Below are 19,854 nucleotides of genomic sequence, written 5' to 3'. Positions count from 1 at the left end.
AGCTCGCCTTAAGACAGCTTCCAGACGCGGTACAGAATGACGGCCGCTTCGGCCCGCGTCAGCGGATCGTTCGGGGCGATTTTGCCGTTCTTGCCGTTAATGATGCCGGCCTTTACAAGCGCTGCCGCGCTGTCTCTGACGCCGCCTGGAACGCTCTCGGCATCGGAGAAGGCGTCCAGCGTCCCGCCCGTCTCGAGAGGCTTGCCCGCCGCCGCGAGGGCGCTGCTCGTCAGCGTCAGCATCTGTTGGCGGGAGAGGCCGCCGTCAGCCGGCGCCAGCCCGTCGTCGAAGCCGTCCGTGTCGGGCAGCTCCAGCACCTTCGCCAGAAGCGCGACGAATTCCGCTCTGGAGATCGGGGCGCCGGGAGAGAAACGGCCGTCTTCGGCGGCTTGAAGGACGCCACGCGAGGCCATGACGTCGATCGCCGGCTTGGCCCACGGCACGTTCCCCGCATCCTCGAAGGTGGAGAGGGCGAACCCGACTGCGAAGGCGCTGAAATGAGCCGTATCGAACTCGATCGCACCGCCGGCCGCGTTATAGCGGCTGTTCGATATCGGGGTCGCGGAGCCGTCTTCTCCGATGTGCCATACGACGAGATGCTCCGGACGGCGGAGCTCCTCCGCCGTCGGCTTATAGGGAATGGATACCGAGACGGGCGCATCGGGCGCGTTCCATGCGACGAGGCTGCCGTCGGCCTCCAGATGAAGCTCGATAACCGGACGGTCGCCGATCCGGCCGCGAACGCCGTCGTCCAGCGCTTCTCCGGAGCTGGCGACGATTCGGACGGAGAGCTGCTCCGCGCCGCCCGCCGATCGGGCCAGCAAGCTGCCGGGAATCCGGAGCGTCGCGTAAGGCGTGATGATCGTAAGCCGGAAGCTCTCGGTGTCTTCCAGCACTCGGGCAGGCAGCCGAATCTCGTATTCGTCCACCTCCTCCTGAGCGGCCACCTCGACGACGATCTGCTTCCGCCCGTCCGCATCGGAGGCCGCTTGCTCAAGCGCCTTCGTCCAGTCGTCGTTAGAGATCTCTCCGATCGCGCGTCCGTCTTCCGTCTTGACTCCGGGCTTAATCGCGCCGTCCTCGACGGCTGCGGACGGGTCGTCAGCGCTGCTTCCGCCGTTTCCTCCGCTTCCGCTGCTTCCCCCGCCGCCGCCCTTGCCGAGAAGCGTCAGCACGCCGAAGACGGATGGGTCCATATATCCGGTGCCGGTCGTGTCGTTCCATGCGGCCACGCTTTGACGGGCGCCGCCTCGGGCGTCGTTGATCTGGGCGTCAAAGCCGATCGTCCGGCCGTTGGCCGGCGCGATCGCGCGGAACGGAATTTTCATCTCGACCGTATAGTTCGTCCCGCTCACCCGAACCGCCGACTCGAAGCCGTCGGCAAGCGCCGGCGGATTAAACGAAGCTTCGTTGTCGAAATTGACTCTGAACTGCCCGTCGTCGCTCTGATAGAACGTCGTTTTGCCGTTGTCCTCGTCCAGGAACACTTCGACGGAATCCTGCTCCCACGCGTTCGGGCTCGATTTGTCGAGCTCCTCGTCGCTGACCTGGATCAGAACGTACAGATTCCGGTCGTCCCAGAGCGCCTTGGCCGTTCCGGCCGCTCCATGCCAGGCGGTCTGGTACCGTTCGACCGGCATGGCGGGCGTTCGGCTCCAGATTCCTTCCGCCGTTCCGTCGATCGAGGGCGTGCCGAACATGGCGTTCGACCGGTTCGCTTCCGTCGTTTCGGGCTCATGCTCGGCCATGAATTTGTCCGGGTCGATGACGCCGTAGTAGGCCGGCTTGGCCTGCAGATTCTTGTCGAACAGCAGCGGGTTGGAGGAAGCGCGCCAGCTCGTGTTGTCGTCCAGACCCCAGAACGTGACCCGCTCGATCTGGGCGGCGTAGGTTCTGAACAGATCGAAAAGCCGCGCGTACAAGTAGCCTTGGGCGTTGGCCAGCCGCTCGGGCAGCTCGTAGTTGCTTCCCGCCTGAATGTCCAGCTCGGTGATGCTGATCTCTACGCCCAGCGAAATAAACTTCTCCAGACTCAGCTTTACGTTTTCCGGATTCGTGTTGACGTTGTAATGCCCCTGCATGCCGATGCCGTCGATCAGCCGCTTCCCGGGGTGCGCCAGCGCATACCGGTCGTTGATGTCCTTCACCATATGGTAGATCGCCTGGGCCTTATTCTGATTGTCCTCGTTGTAATCGTTGTAATACAGCTTGACGTCCCACTCCGGATGTTCGTCCAGCACCTCTCTGGCGGCCAGGAACGCCTGCTCCACATAGTCCGGTCCGATGGCGCGATGCCAGGGCGTCTGCCGGAGAGACGCCTGCCAGTCGGACGGATCGGGCGGGTTGTCGTTGATCGCTTCGTTAACGACGTCCCAGGAGATGACTCTGTCTCCGAAATGCTCCAGAACGGTCCGGATATGGGTCCGCATATTGTCGAGCGCCTCGTCTCGCCCCAAGGGACTGCCGTCCGCGGTGTTCATCCACGGAGGCGATTGCTGGTGCCAGACGAGCACATGCCCGTGCATCTGCATGCCCTCGGCCAATACGCGGTCGACCATCGCGTCCGCAGCGGCGAAGGTGAAGCTGCCTTTCTCGGGCTGCAGAGCGTCCGGCTTCATGGCGGCCGTGGCGACGCCGTGATGCAGGCTCAGAAGCTTCAGCCGCACGCCCTCGAGATCCTCCGCGGATATCGCGTTGCCGATCAGGAAGTCGTTCCGGTAAGCGTCCTTAATCGGCACGAGATCCTCCTGGATGACGACCGGGCCGGAGCCGGTCCGCTCGAAGCGGATGTCGTCGATATAGAGGGAGGCGTTGGCGTTGCTCGAGCTCTCCACATAAATCGTCAAATATTCGCTGCTGACGTTATTGTAACGGTAGGAGCCCTGGAATTGAACCCAGCCGTCGTCGGCGCTTATCGTCTTGGCCGACAGCTGCACGTAATTGGCGCTGCTGCCTTCGCCGACCTGTGTGGACAGCTGAATCTGGGAGCTGGCGGGCTCGATCAGCTTGACCCAAGCCGTTACGTTGTACTCGTAGCCCTTGTCCACGTACTTCTCCACGCGCAGCGACGGGCCGTGCCAAGCGGCGCTCCTGTTTTCCACCTTCAGCGCGTAAGAGCCGCCCTCGGTATGATTGGCTTCGTCGGTGACGGTCAGCGTCTCCGTCCCCGCACGGCCCGTAAATCCGCCCGCCGTCTGGTCTTCGAAGGTGATGGGGGCGAAATTCAGAGCGGGCGGCCTTGGCTCCTCGCCAGGGGCCGTCTCACCGGCAATCCAAATCTCTCCGATGTAAAAAGGGACCGCGGCTCCGGTATCGTTCGACTGAACGCGCAGCGCCCTGTCCTTGTCCGTATCCACAGTGAGTTCTCCGGTTAGCGTGAAGGGCTCTCCGGCGACCAGATCCGCCCCGGCCAGCCAGCCGTAGCTGTCTACGGTCTGCAGATAGGCTTGAGCGCCGGCGGGCACGCTTTCGTCTTCGTCGACGTATCCCCGGACGGTTACCGTATAGGTCTGGCCGTTCACGAGGCCGATCGCCCCGAACCCGAAATCGGCCGCGTCCCAGTTATTCGCTCTGCTGCTCACATAGAGAGCCGCGCCGTCTTCGTTGCCTTCGAACGCCTTGTCTGTTACCTGCGTCAGGCTGGCGCCGCCGGACGGCGCGGCCAGACCCGTCCCGCTTGCGAACGTTTCACGGTAGATCGTCGCCTCCTCCGCTTCGGCGGCGTCCGCGGCGGGACCGGCCCCGAGCGACGGAGCAAGCAGCGCGAAAGCCAGCGCCAGGGAGGCGATTCGCTTGAATTTTCCGGGCATGAATGACATTCCCCCTTCAAATATGAATGCGGCAAATCGGTGAAGCGCTTACACGAAAAACGAAAAAACCTCCTTTCCTAAGGCTGATTATATCGGGGATCGGAAGCGGGCATTACCCGGCGAACTTAACAACTTACTGTAATTTTTAAAGAAGCCCACGGCGCGAAGGAAAGAGAAAGCGGTATGCTGCGGAAATGGTTAAGTGCGGATGGAGAATGTGGATAGAGAGTGCTGAGGAGAATGCGGTTGGGGTGCGGATAGAGATGGCGGGTGAAGAGTGTAGATGGAGAGTGCGGTTGGGGGCGGATAGAAAGTGCGGTGGAGAGTGAAGATGGATCGTACGGATGGAAAGTGCGGTGGAGAGTGGCAGATGGAGAATGCGGTGAAGAGTGAAGATTGAGAGTGCGGTGAAGAGTGCAGATGGAGAGTGCGATGGGGAATGCGATGGAAAGTGCAGATGGAGAATGCAGATAGAGAGTGCAAATTGAGGGAGAGGGGCGCGATGCGCGAATGGCGGGAAGAGCTAGGAGGCCAAAGCTTCGTTCGTGATTCGCTCGATGTCGATCGGCGACCGCGAGCCTTCGCTGACCAGATCGGGCAATATGTTTCTCAGAAAATAATCGACGCAATGCAGCTGGATTTGCTTGATTTTAATCAAGGCGTTCCGGTACATCGTAACGAACTCCTTTTCCGTATTGCCTCGCTGCAGCTCCGCGAACGCCTCGTAAATCTGATCCATTTTGTCGGCGACCTCGAGAATCTGCCCCTCCACCGAATCGTCCTTGCCCTCCCGCAGCTGCCGTCGAAAGATCGACCGAAACTCTGGGGGAATATGCTCGTCGATAAAGTGGGCGATCATCCCTTCCTCCACCTGCTGCAGCATAGCCCGCAGCTCGAGCGAGGAATGCTTGACGGGCGTCTTGATGTCTCCGATGAAGATTTCGCCGTAGTCGTGACTGCTCGTAATCTCGTACAGCTTTTTCCAATCGATGGCGACTCCGTTGCTTTCCTCGATGTCGGCCAGCGTTTTCGCATACTGCACAACTTTCCAGGAATGAGCCGACACGCTGTGCTCCTGAAACTTGAATTTTCCCGGACATCGAATGATCCGCTCCAGGTCGGTCAACGACTGAAAATACGTATGAATTCCCATAGGCTTTGTCCTTCCCAGGTGAAATTGAGTTGCTTAACATTCAGTATACGGTCGGTATGTTATCGGGATGTGAACGGAAGGTTAACTGAAAGTTGCTCGGCCGATAGAAATGTCGCGCGGCGCGGAACGCTATCGGCCTGATCCCGGGCGGGAAGGCAATGCGGGGGGACCATCTGCTCGGTGACTTACGAAGACAAGAGGCGGGGGCTATAGGCGATACGGGCGGAGTCCTGACGGTCATCGCGAACAAAGGCCCACTCTCGCTAACTTGCGCCACCCCACCAACCCACGCTAGCAGCCCACCAACCTACGCTCAATCCACCAACCTACGCCAGTCCACCACCCCCCGACAGCCCACCAACCTACGCCAATCCGCTAACCTACGCCAACCCGCTAACGTAACGGTTGCCAGAGCCGCTAATTGTGCCATTTTCGCAGTACGGAGATTGTAACGGTTGCAGCAGCGGCTATTTCAGCTGAACACGCGCCGTTTCGCTCGATAACCTCAAAATAAGCGTGGTGGCAACCGTTAGCTTTTTCTTTTTCGGGAAAACGATCGATTAAGCGCCACTGTAACCGTTAGACGTTGCCGAGCAGGATGCACACCACAGATGCCTACCACCGATCGCACGCCACCGATCGCGGAGCCGCAAGCCCTCTCCGTGGAGGCGTCTCCCGGCGCTTGCTTTTGGATCCGGGCGAACCTAGACGGCTCTGCCGCGGGGAGCCCCGTTTTTGCCGGACGCGGACAGAGGTACAAGCGCGACAAGCCTTCCGATCATATGCTGCAGGATGACGGACAACCGCAGCTCGCATTCTCGCCGTCTTGGCGCGCCGGCGAGCGGCTCCATCGTCCGAGCATAGAAGGGAGAGGATTCGAGATGGCGCACGTTACCCGTTCGCAAGCGCAGAAGCTGGTTGGCAAGCAGGTTTATGCGGTTCGCCGGGACGGCTCGATCGCGACGGGCAAGCTGATCCGGGTTGCCGGAAACCAGCTGTTTCTGCAGCAGCCTCGAGGTCGGAAGGCGAGAACAAGCGCGATCCTTCCGCTGGTTCTGTTCGACGTTCTGGCGCTGGGCACGGTGGCCGGCGGCTTCGGCTGGGGAGGCTTCGGAGGCTTCGGCGGCTTCGGGGGCGGCTGGTGGTAAGCTGCCGCTGCTGAAGCTTAATTCAACGGTTTGACCAGCTCGACGGCTTTCAGCGCGGAGATGACGCCCAGCGTATCGTAGCCTAATCTGCGATAGAAATGCAGGGCGCGGTCATTGCCGACGTCGACGAATACGCGGGATTCGGTGCAGCCCCGGCTCCGTCCGCAGTTCTCGGCCCGATGCATCAGCTGCGTTCCCAGCCTTCTGCCCTGATGCCGAGAATCGACGGCCAGCAGATCGATGAACAGCTTCGGATGCCGGAACTCCATGTGCAGAAAGCCGAGCGGCGGACTTCTGAGCGTGCTGGAGGCGACCAGCGTCGCTCCTCTGCGCAGACGCCGGACGATATCGGTGTGCAGCCTGCCGTCTCCGGGGTGCTGCCAGGGGGAGATCGGCACGAGCTGAGTGCGGACGAGCTCGACGATCGTTTTGTCGTCGCGGGCTCTTCTCCATCGGATCACTTCGGTTCCTCCTCGATCGATCGAAGTTCGATATGGACGCAAGGGCAGCGGGCACAAGGTTTTATAACGTATGAACAAGTCGTTCCGAACGGAACGGCGAAGAATGTGTATTGACGAATGTCCAGCCGGAGAATATAATTAAGGCTAAATCGACATTCAATAGCTGTGATGAGGAAAAAGCAATAGGGCTCTTATGCTCAGAGAGCGTCGGATTAGCTGAGACCGGTGCCTTAATCCCTGTTTGCGAAGTCTCCTCGGAGCTGTTCCCCTGAACCGCCGCAAGGCTCATTAGGGAGAATCGGATTGGCGCTCGTTATTGCGCTTGAAGTATGACAGGCGGCACAGGACTGCCTCGTACTTTATAAGGCCGTCATCGCGAGGTGACCGGCAAACTCGGGTGGTACCGCGGAAGCTATTAGCCTTTCGTCCCTAGACGTCGTATTGACGTCGGGACGAAGGGCTTTTTTGGTGATTCAGGAAGAATAAAGTTCGTATTCTGATCTGAGTCACCTCTGACATAAATAGGTTCCCGCCGATCCCAAGGACGACGTGAGCCGTTTATGCTTGGTGATTCAGAAAGGATCAAATTCGCTATCCTGATCTGAATCACCTCCGACAAAAACGCGATTCCGCGTCTAGAGGACGCCGAAGGGGTTTTTGCTTGATTCGTTGAAAGGAGGAAAAAAGATGAGCGCACAGGGAACTACCATCAAGTCCAAGGAAGAATTGATCGCAAAATGGAGCAAGCCGGAAGTGATCTCCGGCTCGGAAATGCTGCTTCGCAGTCTGTTATTGGAGGGTGCGGAGTGCGTCTTCGGCTATCCGGGCGGCGCGGTGCTCTACATCTACGACGCCATGCACGGCTTTGACGATTTCCACCATCTGCTGACGAGACACGAGCAAGGGGCCATTCATGCGGCGGACGGCTACGCCCGCTCGACCGGCAAAGTCGGCGTCTGCATCGCGACTTCGGGGCCGGGAGCGACGAATCTGGTCACGGGAATCGCGACCGCTTATATGGATTCGGTGCCGCTGGTCGTCATTACGGGCAACGTCGCGACGCATCTGATCGGGACGGACGCTTTCCAGGAGGCCGATATCGTCGGCATCACGATGCCGATTACGAAGCACAGCTATCTGGTGCGCAAGGCGGAGGATCTGCCGCGCATCATTCACGAAGCTTTCCATATCGCTAATAGCGGGCGCAAAGGCCCGGTGCTCATCGACATTCCGAAGGACGTCTCGGCGCAGAAGACGCTGTTCCAGCCGGTATCGGGCGTTCAGCTTCGCGGCTACAATCCGACGGTCCAGCCGAACAAAAACCAGCTGGACAAAATGCTTCGAGCGATCGAGAACGCAGAGAAGCCGGTCATTCTTGCGGGCGGCGGAGTCGTCTACTCCGGGGCGCACGAGGAGCTGTACGAGTTCGTTACGAAGACGGGCATTCCGACGACGACGACGCTGCTCGGTCTCGGCGGCTTCCCGAGCGGGAACGAGCTGCACATGGGCATGCCGGGCATGCACGGCACCTGGACGGCGAACACGGCGATCCAGTCGGCGGATCTGCTGATCAACATCGGCGCCCGCTTCGACGACCGCGTCACGGGCAAGCTTTCCGGCTTTGCGCCGAACGCGAAGATCGTCCACATCGACATCGACCCGGCGGAGATCGGCAAGAACGTGCCGACCGACATTCCGATCGTCGGCGACGTCAAGGCGGTGCTGCAGCAGGCGAACGCCCTTGCCAAACCCGCGCCTAAGGCGGACGCATGGCGCAAGCAGATTCAGGAATGGAAGGCGGAGAAGCCTTATTCCTACGTCGATTCCGATACGGAATTGAAGCCGCAATGGGTCATCTCGATGATTCACGAGACGACGCGCGGCGACGCGATCGTCACGACGGACGTCGGCCAGCATCAGATGTGGGCGGCGCAGTATTATCCGTTCAACAAGCCTCGCTCCTGGGTGACCTCGGGCGGTCTCGGAACGATGGGCTTCGGCTTCCCGTCCGCGATCGGCGCGCAGATGGGCAACCCGGACCGGACGGTCGTCTCGATCAACGGAGACGGCGGCATGCAGATGTGCGCCCAAGAGCTGGCGATCTGCGCGATCAACAACATTCCGGTCAAGGTCGTCATTATCAACAACCAGGTGCTCGGCATGGTTCGCCAGTGGCAGGAGTTGGTTCACGAGAACCGTTTCAGCCATATCGACCTGGCCGGCAGCCCGGATTTCGTCAAGCTGGCCGAAGCGTACGGTGTGAAAGGCTATCGGGCCGCCAGCAAGGACGACGCCCTTCGCGTATGGAAGGAAGCGCTCGAGCATCCGGGTCCGGCGGTCGTGGAGTTCGTCGTTCGCAGGAACGAAAACGTCTATCCGATGGTTACCCAAGGGAGTACGATCGACCAGATGATCATGGGGGATGCCGAATGAACCGTAAATATACGATAGCGATACTCGTTAACGACCAGCCCGGCGTGCTGCAGCGGGTTTCCGGCCTGTTCGGCCGCCGGGGCTTCAATATCGAAAGCATTACCGTCGGAGCTTCCGAAGAACCGGGACTGTCCCGCATGGTCATCGTCACGACGGGCGACGACCATACGCTGGAGCAGATTCAGAAGCAATTGTACAAGCTGATCGACGTGATTAAGGTCGTCGACGTCAGCGGCAACCCGATGGTCGGGCGCGAGCTCGCGCTGATCAAGATCGGCGCCGAGCCGTCGATGCGCCCCGAAATTCTCGGCATCGTGGAGACGTTCCGCGCGGCGGTCGTCGACATCGGCCCGTCGACCCTGATCGTTCAGGTCGTCGGCGATTCCGACAAGATCGACGCGATGATCGAGCTGCTGAAGCCGTACGGCATCCGCGAGCTGTCGCGGACGGGCGTAACGGCGATGAACCGGGGCGCCCGATAAGGAGCCCTTCGGCCCGGACAAGCTTATCGTACCCGCGGAGCGGGTATTCGAGGAGAGAATCCCGGCGCTCGCAACCGGGCCGCCGGAGCCGTCTCTCTTGGAACGCCCGCTTCGAGGGTCGACAAATATTGACTTATTTTAAGGAGGAACACAGTTCAATGGCAGTTAACTTGTATCACGAAAAAGACGCCGATCTCGGCGCCCTTAAAGGCAAAACGGTCGCAGTCATCGGTTACGGAAGCCAAGGCCACGCGCAAGCGCAAAACCTGCGCGACAGCGGCGTGAGCGTCATTATCGGCCTTCGCGAAGGCAAATCCGCGGAGAGCGCGCGCAACGACGGCTTCGAGGTTCTGTCCGTCGCAGACGCTACGCGCAAAGCGGACGTCGTGCAAATTCTGATGCCGGACGAAACGCAAGCAAGCGTATATAAGAACGAAATCGAGCCGAACTTGAAAAAGGGCGCAGCTCTTATGTTCTCCCACGGCTTTAACGTACACTTCGGCCAGATCGTCGCTCCGGCGGACGCCGACGTTCTGCTCGTCGCTCCGAAGTCGCCGGGCCACATGGTCCGCCGCACCTACGTCGAAGGCTTCGGCGTTCCCGGACTGATCGCTATTCATCAGAACGGCACGGGCAAAGCGTTCGAGATCGGCATGGCGTATGCCAAGGGCATCGGCTGTACCCGCGCGGGGGTCATCGAGACGACGTTCAAGGAAGAGACCGAGACCGATCTGTTCGGCGAACAAGCCGTTCTGTGCGGCGGCGCTTCCGCGCTCGTCAAAGCCGGCTTCGAGACGCTTGTCGAAGCGGGCTACGCGCCTGAGATGGCTTACTTCGAGTGCCTGCACGAGCTGAAGCTGATCGTCGACCTGATGTACGAAGGCGGCCTGGCCTCCATGCGCCACTCGATCTCCAACACGGCGGAGTACGGCGACTACGTTACCGGCCCTCGCATCGTGACGGAGGAGACGAAGAAGGAAATGAAGCGCGTGCTGGCCGACATCCAGCAAGGCAAGTTCGCTCGCGACTTCATCCTCGAGAATCAGTCCGGACGCGCGTTCCTGACGGCTACCCGCCGCAACGAAGCCGAGCATCCGATCGAAGTCGTCGGCTCGCAGCTGCGCGGCCTGATGCACTGGATCCAAAAATAATAGCCGCCACTCGCGGATACGAAACCCCGGCATAGCGCTGCCGGGGTTTTTGTTAAACATCGACAATCGGTGTGCTATAATTTGAAGATAGCCAAGATTTGCATCAGGAGGTGCGGGTAACCCCCCGACATGAGAAAAATTTATATTTTCGACACGACGCTTCGCGACGGAGAGCAATCGCCGGGCGTTAACTTGAACACCCAGGAGAAGGTCGAGATCGCCCTGCAGCTGGAGAAGCTGGGCGTGGACCGCATCGAGGCCGGTTTTCCGGCGGCTTCCCCGGGAGACCTGGCGGCGGTTAACGCCGTGGCCAAGGCGGTCAAGAACGCAACCGTCATCGGCCTGGCCCGTTCCCGGGAGCAGGACATCGACGCGGTGAAGGAAGCGCTTAAAGGCGCGGAGGACCCCGGCATTCATCTGTTTCTTGCGACTTCGCCGATTCATCGCCAGCACAAGCTGCGGATGGATAAGGACCAGGTGCTGGAGACGGCGGACCGGGCGATCCGCTACGCCAAGCAGTATTTCGACAAAATCGAGTTTTCCCCCGAGGACGCGGGCCGAACCGAGCTGGACTACCTGTGCCAGGTGACGGAGATGGCGATCAATGCCGGAGCGACTGTCGTGAACATTCCGGATACGGTCGGCTACATGACGCCCCAGGAGTTCGGCAACATTTTTAAGGTGCTGAAGGAGAAGGTGCCGGGAATCGAGCGCATCCAGCTGTCCGCCCACTGCCATGACGATCTCGGCATGGCGACGGCGAACGCGCTGGCGGCGATTCTGAACGGAGCCGACCAGGTGGAAGGCACGATTAACGGCATCGGCGAACGCGCCGGCAATACCGCGTTGGAGGAAGTGGCGCTGACGCTGGCGACGCGGGCGGAGTTCTTCCAGGCGACGACGACGCTGAACCTGAAGGAGATCGCGCGCACGAGCCGTCTCGTCAGCAAGCTGACCGGCATGGTCGTCCCGGGCAACAAGGCGATCGTTGGCGCGAACGCCTTCGCGCACGAATCCGGCATTCACCAGGACGGCGTGCTGAAGGAGAAGACGACGTACGAGATCATCTCCCCGGAGACGATCGGCCTGCGGGACAGCAAGCTCGTGCTGGGCAAGCACTCCGGACGCCACGCGTTCCGCGAGAAGCTGATCGATCTCGGCTACGAACAGCTGACGGAGGATCAAGTGAATGCCGCGTTCGGCAAGTTCAAGGACCTGGCCGACCGCAAGAAAAACGTCAGCGACGAGGACATTCGCGCGCTGCTGGAGGAGAAGCTGGTCGAGACGCCGGAGGTGTTCGCCCTGGAGAAGCTGGTCGTGTCGTTCGACAGCCACGCCACTCCGACGGCGGTGGTTACGCTGAAGACGCAGCAGGGCATCGCGAAGAAGGAGTCCGAGGGCAACGGTTCCGTCGACGCGATCTACCAGGCGATCAACGCGCTGACTGGCGAGGCAGTAGAGCTGGACGACTACACGATCAAGTCGGTGACGGACGGCGCGGACGCTCTGGGCGAAGTTCACGTCGTTCTGAAGCAAGGGGATAATTCGGCGCAAGGCCGAGGGGTCAGCACGGACATCCTGGAGGCGAGCGCCCGGGCGTACGTGGACGCGCTGAACCGGCTGGTCGACAAGCGCAACGCGCCAGCGCGCAACAAGCGCGACAACGTCACTCTGATCTAACAGAAATGGGGAGCTTCGGATGAACTATCGGTATTCCAAAAGGCTGGACTCCTTTTCCTCGTCGGCGGTTCGCGAGATTCTGAAGCTGACGCAGAGAAAATCGATTATCTCCTTCGCGGGCGGTTTGCCTGCGGAGGAGCACTTTCCGGTGGCGGCCATCGGGGAGGCGTTCGATCGGGTGCTGGCCGCGGGCAACAAGGCGCTGCAATACGGCTTGACAGAGGGCTTCCTTCCGCTTCGCGAGAGCATCTGCAAGTGGATGGCCCCTAAAGGCGTGACGATTACCCCGGACGATCTGCTCGTCACGACCGGCTCCCAGCAGGCGATCGATCTGCTGACGCGCATCTACATCGACCCGGGAGACGTCATCCTGGTCGAGAAGCCGACTTATCTGTCGGCGCTGCAGGTATTCCGCTCCTATGGAGCGACGCTCGTATCCGTCGAAGCCGACGAGGACGGCATGGTGCTGGACGATCTGGCGGCCAAGCTAAAGCTGCATCGGCCCAAGCTCGTCTACGTCATCCCGACGTTCTCCAATCCGACCGGCAAGGCATGGAGCCTGGAGAGGCGCAAGGGCGTGCTGGAGCTGTGCCGGGCGAGCGATGCGCTGATCCTGGAGGACGATCCGTACGGCGAGCTGAAGTTCGGCGACTCATCGGTCGCTTATCCTTCTTTATTTTCTCTGGATCAACATCCGCAAGGCTCCTGCGTCGTCTATACGAGCACGTTCTCGAAGACGGTCGCTCCGGCGCTGCGCACCGGCTGGGTCATGGCCGATCCAGAGGTGATCCGCCACCTGGCCCGCGCCAAGCAGGCTGCGGATCTGCACTCGAGCTCGCTTGATCAGCAGGCGCTCCATCAACTGATCGAGCACTTTGATCTGGCGGGGCACATTGAATTCGTACGGAAGGAATACGAGGCCCGCATGCGCCAGATGGCCGAGCTGCTGTCGCAGCAGATGTGGCCGGGCGTGACGTGGAACGAGCCGAAGGGCGGCATGTTCTTCTGGCTGACTCTTCCGGAGTCGGTGGACACCGCCGAGCTGCTGAAGACGGCCGTAGATCTGGGCGTGGCGTTCGTGCCGGGCGTTTCCTTCTTCGCGGACGGCTCGGGCACCAACACGATGCGGCTTAACTTCACGCACAACGATGCCGAAGGCACCGTCATCGGCATGCAGCGTCTGAACCAGGCGATGGAGAGCGTTCTGGTGAAATAAGGCAGGCCGTGCATGAGCGTACTGGGGAGAAAAGGCAGACGGTGCATGAGCGTTCTGGTGAAATAAGGCAGACGGTGCATGAGGCTTTCTGGTGAGAAAAGGTGCCGGTGCCTGAGCGTTCTGGCGAAATAAGGCGGGCGGCGAAGAGCGTACGGAGGGGGTTGAGCAAGGAGGTAACCTTGCTCAACCCTTTGTGCGTGATTCAGCAAGTATAAAATGCGCTATCCTTTTCTGAATCCCTCCGACAAAAACGCGATTCTGCGTCTAGAGAACGCCGAAGGCGTTGTTGCTTGGGTTTAACTCTTCTCCCGATATCCCGTCCGCTCAGTTGAGCGCGAAGGCCAATAGGGTGCCACAGTGCGCATCGATGGGGCGTTGGCGAGAGAGCGAAGGCCAAGAAGATGCCTAGGAGCGGCTTCTACGGGGGTTGGCGAAGGGGCATAGGCGTTGCCTATAGAAACGATAGTTATTATATATTTTCAATCAGAAGCAAACTAGGCTACAATTGAGAGAAAGTCTCATTGGACAACTATAACCTACAGGTGGAGTGGATACGGAACATGTCAGAAGTCAAGAAAATCGCCGTCATCGCCGGCGACGGAATTGGTCCGGAAGTCGTTGCGGAAGCGATTAAAGTCATGAAGAAGACGGAAGAGCTGTTCGGCTACAAGTTCGAGTTCGAGCATGGGCTGTTCGGCGGAATCGCGATCGACGAGAAGGGGACGCCTCTTCCGCAAGAGACGCTGGACATTTGCCAAAATTCCGACGCCGTGCTGCTCGGCGCGGTCGGCGGTCCGAAGTGGGACAACAATCCGAAGGAGCTGCGCCCGGAGACGGGATTGCTCGGCATTCGCAAGGCGCTCGGCCTGTTCTCCAACATTCGTCCGGCGGTCGTGTTCGACTGCCTGAAGGACGCGTCGACGCTGAAGCCGGAAGTGCTGGAAGGCACCGACCTGATCGTCGTTCGCGAGCTGACCGGCGGCATCTACTTCGGCGAGAAATTCCGCCGCGACGGCGCGCAAGGCCAGGAAGCCGTCGACACTTGCGTATACAACGTGACGGAGATCGGGCGTATCGTACGCCAGGCTTTCGAAGTGGCGCGCAAGCGCAGCAAGCGTCTCGCCTCCGTCGATAAAGCGAACGTGCTGGAGACGTCCCGCCTGTGGAGAGAGACGGTGAACCGCATCGCGCCGGAATATCCGGATGTCGAGCTGGAGCACGTGCTCGTCGACAACTGCGCGATGCAGCTGCTGCGCCGTCCGTCGAGCTTCGACGTGATCGTGACGGAGAACATGTTCGGAGATATTCTGAGCGACGAGGCGGCGATGCTGACCGGCTCGATCGGCATGCTCTCCTCGGCTTCGCTGGGCGAAGGCAGCTTCGGCCTGTACGAGCCGGTGCACGGCTCTGCGCCCGACATCGCCGGACAAGGCATCGCGAATCCGATCGCGACGATTCTGTCGGTCGCGCTTATGTTCCGTCTGACGTTCGGCTACGAAGACGCGGCGAACGCGATCGAGACGGCCGTTAAGAACGTGCTTGACGCCGGTCACCGCACAGGCGACATCGCCGTCGACAAGAGCAAGGCGATCGGCACGAGCGCGATGGGCGATCTGATTGTCGCAGCCTTGGCTCGTTAATCGCCTGCATGCCATGCCCTACCCTGCTCCCCGGAAGCAAGCTCCGGGGAGTTTTTCGTCCACGATTCAGAAAATGCAAAATTCGCTATCCTTAAATACCGATCTCCGGCAATGACGGCGTGTCGCCTGAGGCTCCGTACCCCGGAGAAAGCCGAAGACGTTTTTGCCGGGTAGTTGCCCGGCCGGCAGGAATTGTGTTCATGCGCAGAGAATATAGTGAGAAGAATAAAGGAACCGATTTCGCGATTCAGGGAGGGAAGACGATGAGCTTTTGCTGCGGAGCCAGCATGATCGGCACGAAAGGGACGCTAAAACATTACCGGACTAGAATTCACAATGTACCGATTCTGTTTTGTCCCGTGTGCCATCGGGTTGAAGTCCATTATATGGTAGAGAACGAATATGAGATTCTGGCCGAATATGCGCACGGCGACGGAGCATCTGAAGTCGACTTCCAGGACTACGTCGACGAATCGGACAAAGCGCTCCACGAGAATTGCGTGAATAACGAAGAGGAAGATCCGATGGCCATCGTGCAGAGTCAGATCGACATGTCTTTGGATCTGCTCACCTTCGCCAAGGAGATCGGGGACGCGGAATGGCAGCAGCAGCTGAAGAAGCGGCTGATCGTCCTCAGCCAAAGACGTCACAAGCTGAAGCTGAAGCGGGCTCCGGGAGGAGCGGTCTGATGCGAGCCATCTCATGACAGGAAACGAATGCAGGGGCTGTCCGAACAGGTTTTACGAACTTGGCCGGACCGCCCCTTTTTTTAAGCGAGTTCGACAAGAATCGTGCGATTGGACGAATTGTGGTTTTCGTCACAGGTCGACAACTTCTTCGGTTGACACCGGCGATCGTTAATGGATATGATTTGGTTAATTTGAAGCGGGTAGGGTTCTGAGACTGCTCTGGCAATGGAGGATTCTCGTATGAACGGCTGGAAAGCGCGTTATTTTCCGATTCTTGCTGAGTTTGTCCAGTGCGGCAAACATGTCGTTCTTTCGGAAGTCGAGGAGCTAAGGGAAAAGTTGAGCGGACTGCCGGCATCCGTTATTCTAAGACATCATGAAGAAAGCGTAAAGTTTCTGCTCTCTTGCGCGGAGCCTGAGGACCGGATGACGATTGTCCACCGGTCCCTTTTGTTTATTACCGAACTGCTCGTTTCCTTGCGAATGTCGGAGGCGGCCGCCGCCGAGGAGGAGTACGATCCGGACCAGTTTCTATACGATGCGGGCAAAATTCATTCGGAGCAGATGCAGCAAACGAACGCCAACAAATTTGAAACCGTTCTCCAACATATGGACAGCGGTATCGCGTTATTCGATGCCGCGGGGAATCTTCGGTTCGTGAACGTGCAGATGTCGAGATTGCTGAAGGCTTCCCGGAGAGCGCTGATCGGAAGCACGCTGCACCGGCTTTTTTTTCATGGAAATTTGAGCTTGACCGTCCGCAGGCATATTTTCAGAATTTATCGGGGGTGGGTGAGATATCGCCGCTGCCACGACGAGTTCCAGGATGCCAGCGGCCGTCATCTGCTGGTGAGCCTCTCGCAGCCCGAGGAGCTGGACGGGGATTACCTGGTCAGCGTGAAGGACGTGTCGGAGTATAAGCTGATCGAGCAGGCGGCCTTCCAGAACGACAAGCTGGCGATGCTCGGCAAGATCGCGGCGGCGATCGCCCACGAGATCCGCAATCCGCTGACCTCCATCAGAGGCTTCATTCAGCTGTTGAATCCCTATTTGCAGGAGATCGGCAAGCAGGAGTACGGAAGAATTATTTTGTCGGAGATCGACCGGGCGAACGATATTATTTACGAGTTTCTGAATTCGTCCAAGCCGTCCGCTCCGATGAAGCAGAAGGTGCTGGTGGATCTGCTGCTCCGGGAGACGATTCTGCTGTCGGAGAGCGAAGCCCATATGAAAAACTGCGAAATCCATTACGAGAACTTCGATCCCGCCATGACGGTCTCCGTGGACGTCAAGCAGATCAAGCAGGTGCTGCTGAACATGATCAGAAACGCGATGGAAGCGATTCAGGACGTGATCGGAGAGAGGAAGGGCCGCATCGATATTGCCGCCCGAACGGACGGCCCGTTCGCCGTCATCTCGATCAGGGACAACGGCAAGGGGATGGAGAGAGCGACGCTGAACCGGCTGTTCGATCCCTTCTTCACGACGAAGGAAGCGGGTACGGGACTGGGATTGTCGGTCAGCTACCGGATTATTACGAACCATGGAGGGACCATCCAGGTCGACAGCCAAATACACGAAGGAACCGAGTTTATTATTTATTTGCCATACGTGGATTAAAAGGAGTAGAATGCGAGTAAAAGCATAGATTCGGCACAGCATGGGGGAGCATCGATGAGCGGTTGGCTCAGGGGGATGAAGCGAGCGTTCGCGATTCGCAGAAGCGAGTCCGAGAATCGCAAAGGTTTACGAATTTCGATAATCGAAGGCATACCCGCGAATATTGTGGGCAACCTGCTCGGCGGTCCGCTGCAGACCGTTTATTTGACCTATCTCGGGTTTTCGGCGTTTCATATCGGGCTCGTTCTGGCCATTCCGCCCTTTGCCCTGCTCATTCAGGTGCTGATCGCGTTCGCGATGCAGAGCTGGCATAATCGCCGGTTTTTCGTCGCGCTGTTCGGCATCGTCCATCGGACGATGTGGGTCGCGACCGGGCTGATTCCGCTCGTATTCCCCGAGAACAGCTGGATACCCGTCTACCTGGCCATATGGCTCGTCTGTATGACTGCCGGCCAGGCCGGGGGCGTCATCTGGACCTCTCTGATGGCGGACGTCGTTCCTCCGAGCGTCAGAGGCAAATATTTCGGCATTCGCAACACGGTGCACTGGGCCGTCGTCTGTATGACGCTGCTGCTTGGCGGGCAGATTATGGAATGGCTGCCGGGGACGTGGGGATTCGTCGTGCTGTTCGGAATCAGCGCCGCCTGCGTCGTCTGGAACGGCTGGGCGCTGACGCGATACCCGAATCCGCCCTTTCAGCCTTCGGAGAGTGGGAGATCGCTCCGCATGTTCGTTCGTCCGTTCAGGGATCGCCGGTTTCTGGCGGCGACGCTGTTCATTGCTTTGTTCATTTTGCTGCAGAATGTCGCCATCCCGCTGTTCTCGTACGTGATGCTCGAAGTGATGCTGCTCAGCGCGAGCCAGGTCACCTTGATCATCATGCTGCAGAACCTGGTTATGATGATCAGCTATTATTATTGGGGGCTGCTGAACAGCCGGTACTCGACGAACGCGCTTCTGTTCTGGACCTTCCCGATCATCGCAGGCTCGTGCGCGATCTGGGCGGGCATGGTCCTCCTGCCGGCGCTGCTGATTCTGATCGCCGTGCATGTGCTGTTGGGCTTCGGTCTGGCCGGCTACAATCTGCTCGTCTTTAATTTTCTGATCGGAGACTCTCCGAAATCGGAGAGGCCGATGTATGTCGCCGTTTTCTCGGCCCTAACCGGCATCGCCGGCTTCATCGGGCCGATCGCGGGCGGCTGGCTGTACGACCAGGCGGCCGGGGGGCCGATATGGCTGCAGACGTACGGCATCGCCGCCTTCACCGGTTCGGCCTTGATGGCGCTGGCGCTGACGGTCGCTCCGTTCGTGTTCCGAAGCCGATCGGCGTCTGGCCGGGCCGATGCCCATACCTCGGTTCGCCGAAATGCATAAAGTATACAAAAGAAGTCGGCAGCGCGGCTGCGAAGCCGTCGACCGACGGATTGACATTTTTAACTGTAATACTTATAATTACAGTACAACGGATGACGAAATAGACGGCGAGCAGGCAGCATGCGGATCGCCGATTTTTTTCTCCGAAGTGTAAATGATGTTATTACAGTTTGATATTCCATTACAGAAGCGGCGGTGAGCAACATGAAATTCGCAATCGGCGACTGGGTGCAAGCCAAGACGAGAAACGGAGAGTTCATTCACGGATTTATCGAAACGATAGATCACGTAAAAGGGTTGGCGAAGGTGTACGTCGTCCGCTCCGACAACGAGGAGTCGATCGGCAAATCGGCCTCCGTGCTGGAGCATTGGCTTCGCGAGCTTCCGTCCTACGCCTTGGAGGAGGAGAGCTCTCTGTACAATCTGATCGATCTGGCGCTGGCGACTCATGACGAGCCGTGGTTCATGGAGTTGACCCGCTCGTTGGGCGCTCGCTCCGGAACCGGACGCCCTTCCGGCGAAGCTTCCTTCCCAAGCCTCCCACCCGCCAATCGGCTCGGATATTCGGCAAGGTTTTGAACGATCGTTGTTGGAGTGGGCCGGATCCCCTGTGATCCGGCTCATTTCTTTATCGGACGGTTGGATGTAGAATGAAAAGGTACCCATAACGGAAAAATGAGGTGTTGGATATGGAACTGATCGTTACGCCTTCCGCGCTGTCATGCTTCAAAGGGGAATGGGGAATCGCCGACGGGGAAACGGTAAGAGTGTTCGTGCGTTATGTCAGCGGAGGGGAGCTTCCTTTTGCCTTCGGCATCACGAGAGATACGCCGATCGACGCCGCGGTGACGACGGTCGCCGACAAGGTGATCTTCTACATGGAGAGCAAGGACGTCTGGTTTCTGGAGGGCAGAAGCCTGCGCATCGACTGCCATGGCGAAGACATCGTGTTCCAATTCTCCTGAAGCCGATCGATTAAAGGTAGCAAACCCGCGCGG

15 protein-coding genes are annotated in these 19,854 nt (G+C 59.2%); 12 read left to right on the top strand and 3 right to left on the bottom strand.

Features of this window, described 5'->3' with window-relative positions:
- Positions 1-8: 8 nt before the first annotated feature.
- The gene (locus ACFO3S_RS25870) at positions 9-3,809 is read right to left on the bottom strand and encodes a glycoside hydrolase family 10 protein (protein WP_378102088.1); all 3,801 of its coding nucleotides are present in this window, start codon (positions 3,807-3,809) and stop codon (positions 9-11) included.
- A 523-nt stretch (positions 3,810-4,332) separates the two neighbouring features.
- Positions 4,333-4,962, bottom strand: coding sequence for a YfbR-like 5'-deoxynucleotidase (locus tag ACFO3S_RS25865; protein ID WP_378102087.1), 630 nt, complete (start codon positions 4,960-4,962; stop codon positions 4,333-4,335).
- A gap of 611 nt (positions 4,963-5,573) precedes the next feature.
- Here ACFO3S_RS25865 and ACFO3S_RS25860 point away from each other — a divergent pair.
- Positions 5,574-6,110 (top strand): hypothetical protein, encoded by a 537-nt coding sequence (locus ACFO3S_RS25860; protein ID WP_378102084.1) that lies wholly within the window; start codon positions 5,574-5,576, stop codon positions 6,108-6,110.
- A gap of 17 nt (positions 6,111-6,127) precedes the next feature.
- Here ACFO3S_RS25860 and ACFO3S_RS25855 read toward each other — a convergent pair whose 3' ends face one another.
- A complete protein-coding gene (locus ACFO3S_RS25855; RefSeq protein WP_378102081.1) occupies positions 6,128-6,571 on the bottom strand; it encodes a GNAT family N-acetyltransferase in 444 nt (147 codons plus the stop codon).
- Between the two features lie 687 nt (positions 6,572-7,258).
- Between ACFO3S_RS25855 and ilvB the strand changes: the two genes are divergently transcribed.
- The 11 genes from ilvB (at position 7,259) to ACFO3S_RS25800 (ending at position 19,821) form a co-directional block, all read left to right on the top strand.
- Positions 7,259-9,004: a biosynthetic-type acetolactate synthase large subunit gene (ilvB, locus tag ACFO3S_RS25850; protein WP_378102078.1), complete on the top strand. Its 1,746-nt coding sequence runs from the start codon at positions 7,259-7,261 to the stop codon at positions 9,002-9,004.
- Positions 9,001-9,486, top strand: coding sequence for an acetolactate synthase small subunit (gene ilvN, locus ACFO3S_RS25845; protein WP_378102076.1), 486 nt, complete (start codon positions 9,001-9,003; stop codon positions 9,484-9,486). The genes ilvB and ilvN overlap by 4 nt, the downstream gene beginning before the upstream one ends.
- A 158-nt stretch (positions 9,487-9,644) precedes the next feature.
- The gene (gene ilvC / locus ACFO3S_RS25840) at positions 9,645-10,637 is read left to right on the top strand and encodes a ketol-acid reductoisomerase (RefSeq protein WP_378102073.1); all 993 of its coding nucleotides are present in this window, start codon (positions 9,645-9,647) and stop codon (positions 10,635-10,637) included.
- A 129-nt stretch (positions 10,638-10,766) separates the two neighbouring features.
- Positions 10,767-12,317 (top strand): 2-isopropylmalate synthase, encoded by a 1,551-nt coding sequence (locus tag ACFO3S_RS25835; protein WP_378102071.1) that lies wholly within the window; start codon positions 10,767-10,769, stop codon positions 12,315-12,317.
- A 19-nt stretch (positions 12,318-12,336) separates the two neighbouring features.
- The gene (locus ACFO3S_RS25830; RefSeq protein ID WP_378102068.1) at positions 12,337-13,533 is read left to right on the top strand and encodes an aminotransferase-like domain-containing protein; all 1,197 of its coding nucleotides are present in this window, start codon (positions 12,337-12,339) and stop codon (positions 13,531-13,533) included.
- A 560-nt stretch (positions 13,534-14,093) separates the two neighbouring features.
- Positions 14,094-15,173 (top strand): 3-isopropylmalate dehydrogenase, encoded by a 1,080-nt coding sequence (leuB, locus tag ACFO3S_RS25825; RefSeq protein WP_378102066.1) that lies wholly within the window; start codon positions 14,094-14,096, stop codon positions 15,171-15,173.
- Positions 15,174-15,436: 263 nt separating this feature from the next.
- On the top strand, positions 15,437-15,862 hold the full coding sequence (locus ACFO3S_RS25820; protein ID WP_378102063.1) for a hypothetical protein: 426 nt from the start codon (positions 15,437-15,439) through the stop codon (positions 15,860-15,862).
- Between the two features lie 240 nt (positions 15,863-16,102).
- The gene (locus ACFO3S_RS25815) at positions 16,103-17,482 is read left to right on the top strand and encodes an ATP-binding protein (protein WP_378102060.1); all 1,380 of its coding nucleotides are present in this window, start codon (positions 16,103-16,105) and stop codon (positions 17,480-17,482) included.
- Positions 17,483-17,536: 54 nt separating this feature from the next.
- On the top strand, positions 17,537-18,856 hold the full coding sequence (locus tag ACFO3S_RS25810) for an MFS transporter (RefSeq protein ID WP_378102058.1): 1,320 nt from the start codon (positions 17,537-17,539) through the stop codon (positions 18,854-18,856).
- A 204-nt stretch (positions 18,857-19,060) separates the two neighbouring features.
- Positions 19,061-19,435 (top strand): IDEAL domain-containing protein, encoded by a 375-nt coding sequence (locus ACFO3S_RS25805; RefSeq protein ID WP_378102055.1) that lies wholly within the window; start codon positions 19,061-19,063, stop codon positions 19,433-19,435.
- Positions 19,436-19,545: 110 nt separating this feature from the next.
- Positions 19,546-19,821 carry a Fe-S cluster assembly protein HesB gene (locus ACFO3S_RS25800; RefSeq protein WP_378102052.1) on the top strand — a complete coding sequence of 92 codons (276 nt, stop codon included), beginning with the start codon at positions 19,546-19,548 and terminating at the stop codon, positions 19,819-19,821.
- Positions 19,822-19,854: the final 33 nt, after the last annotated feature.

This window comes from Cohnella hongkongensis, assembly GCF_042654645.1.
GTDB classification, from domain to species: Bacteria; Bacillota; Bacilli; order Paenibacillales; family Paenibacillaceae; genus Cohnella; species Cohnella hongkongensis.
Note: the sequence above shows the minus strand (reverse complement) of the source record. Positions and strands in the feature narration are given on the sequence as shown.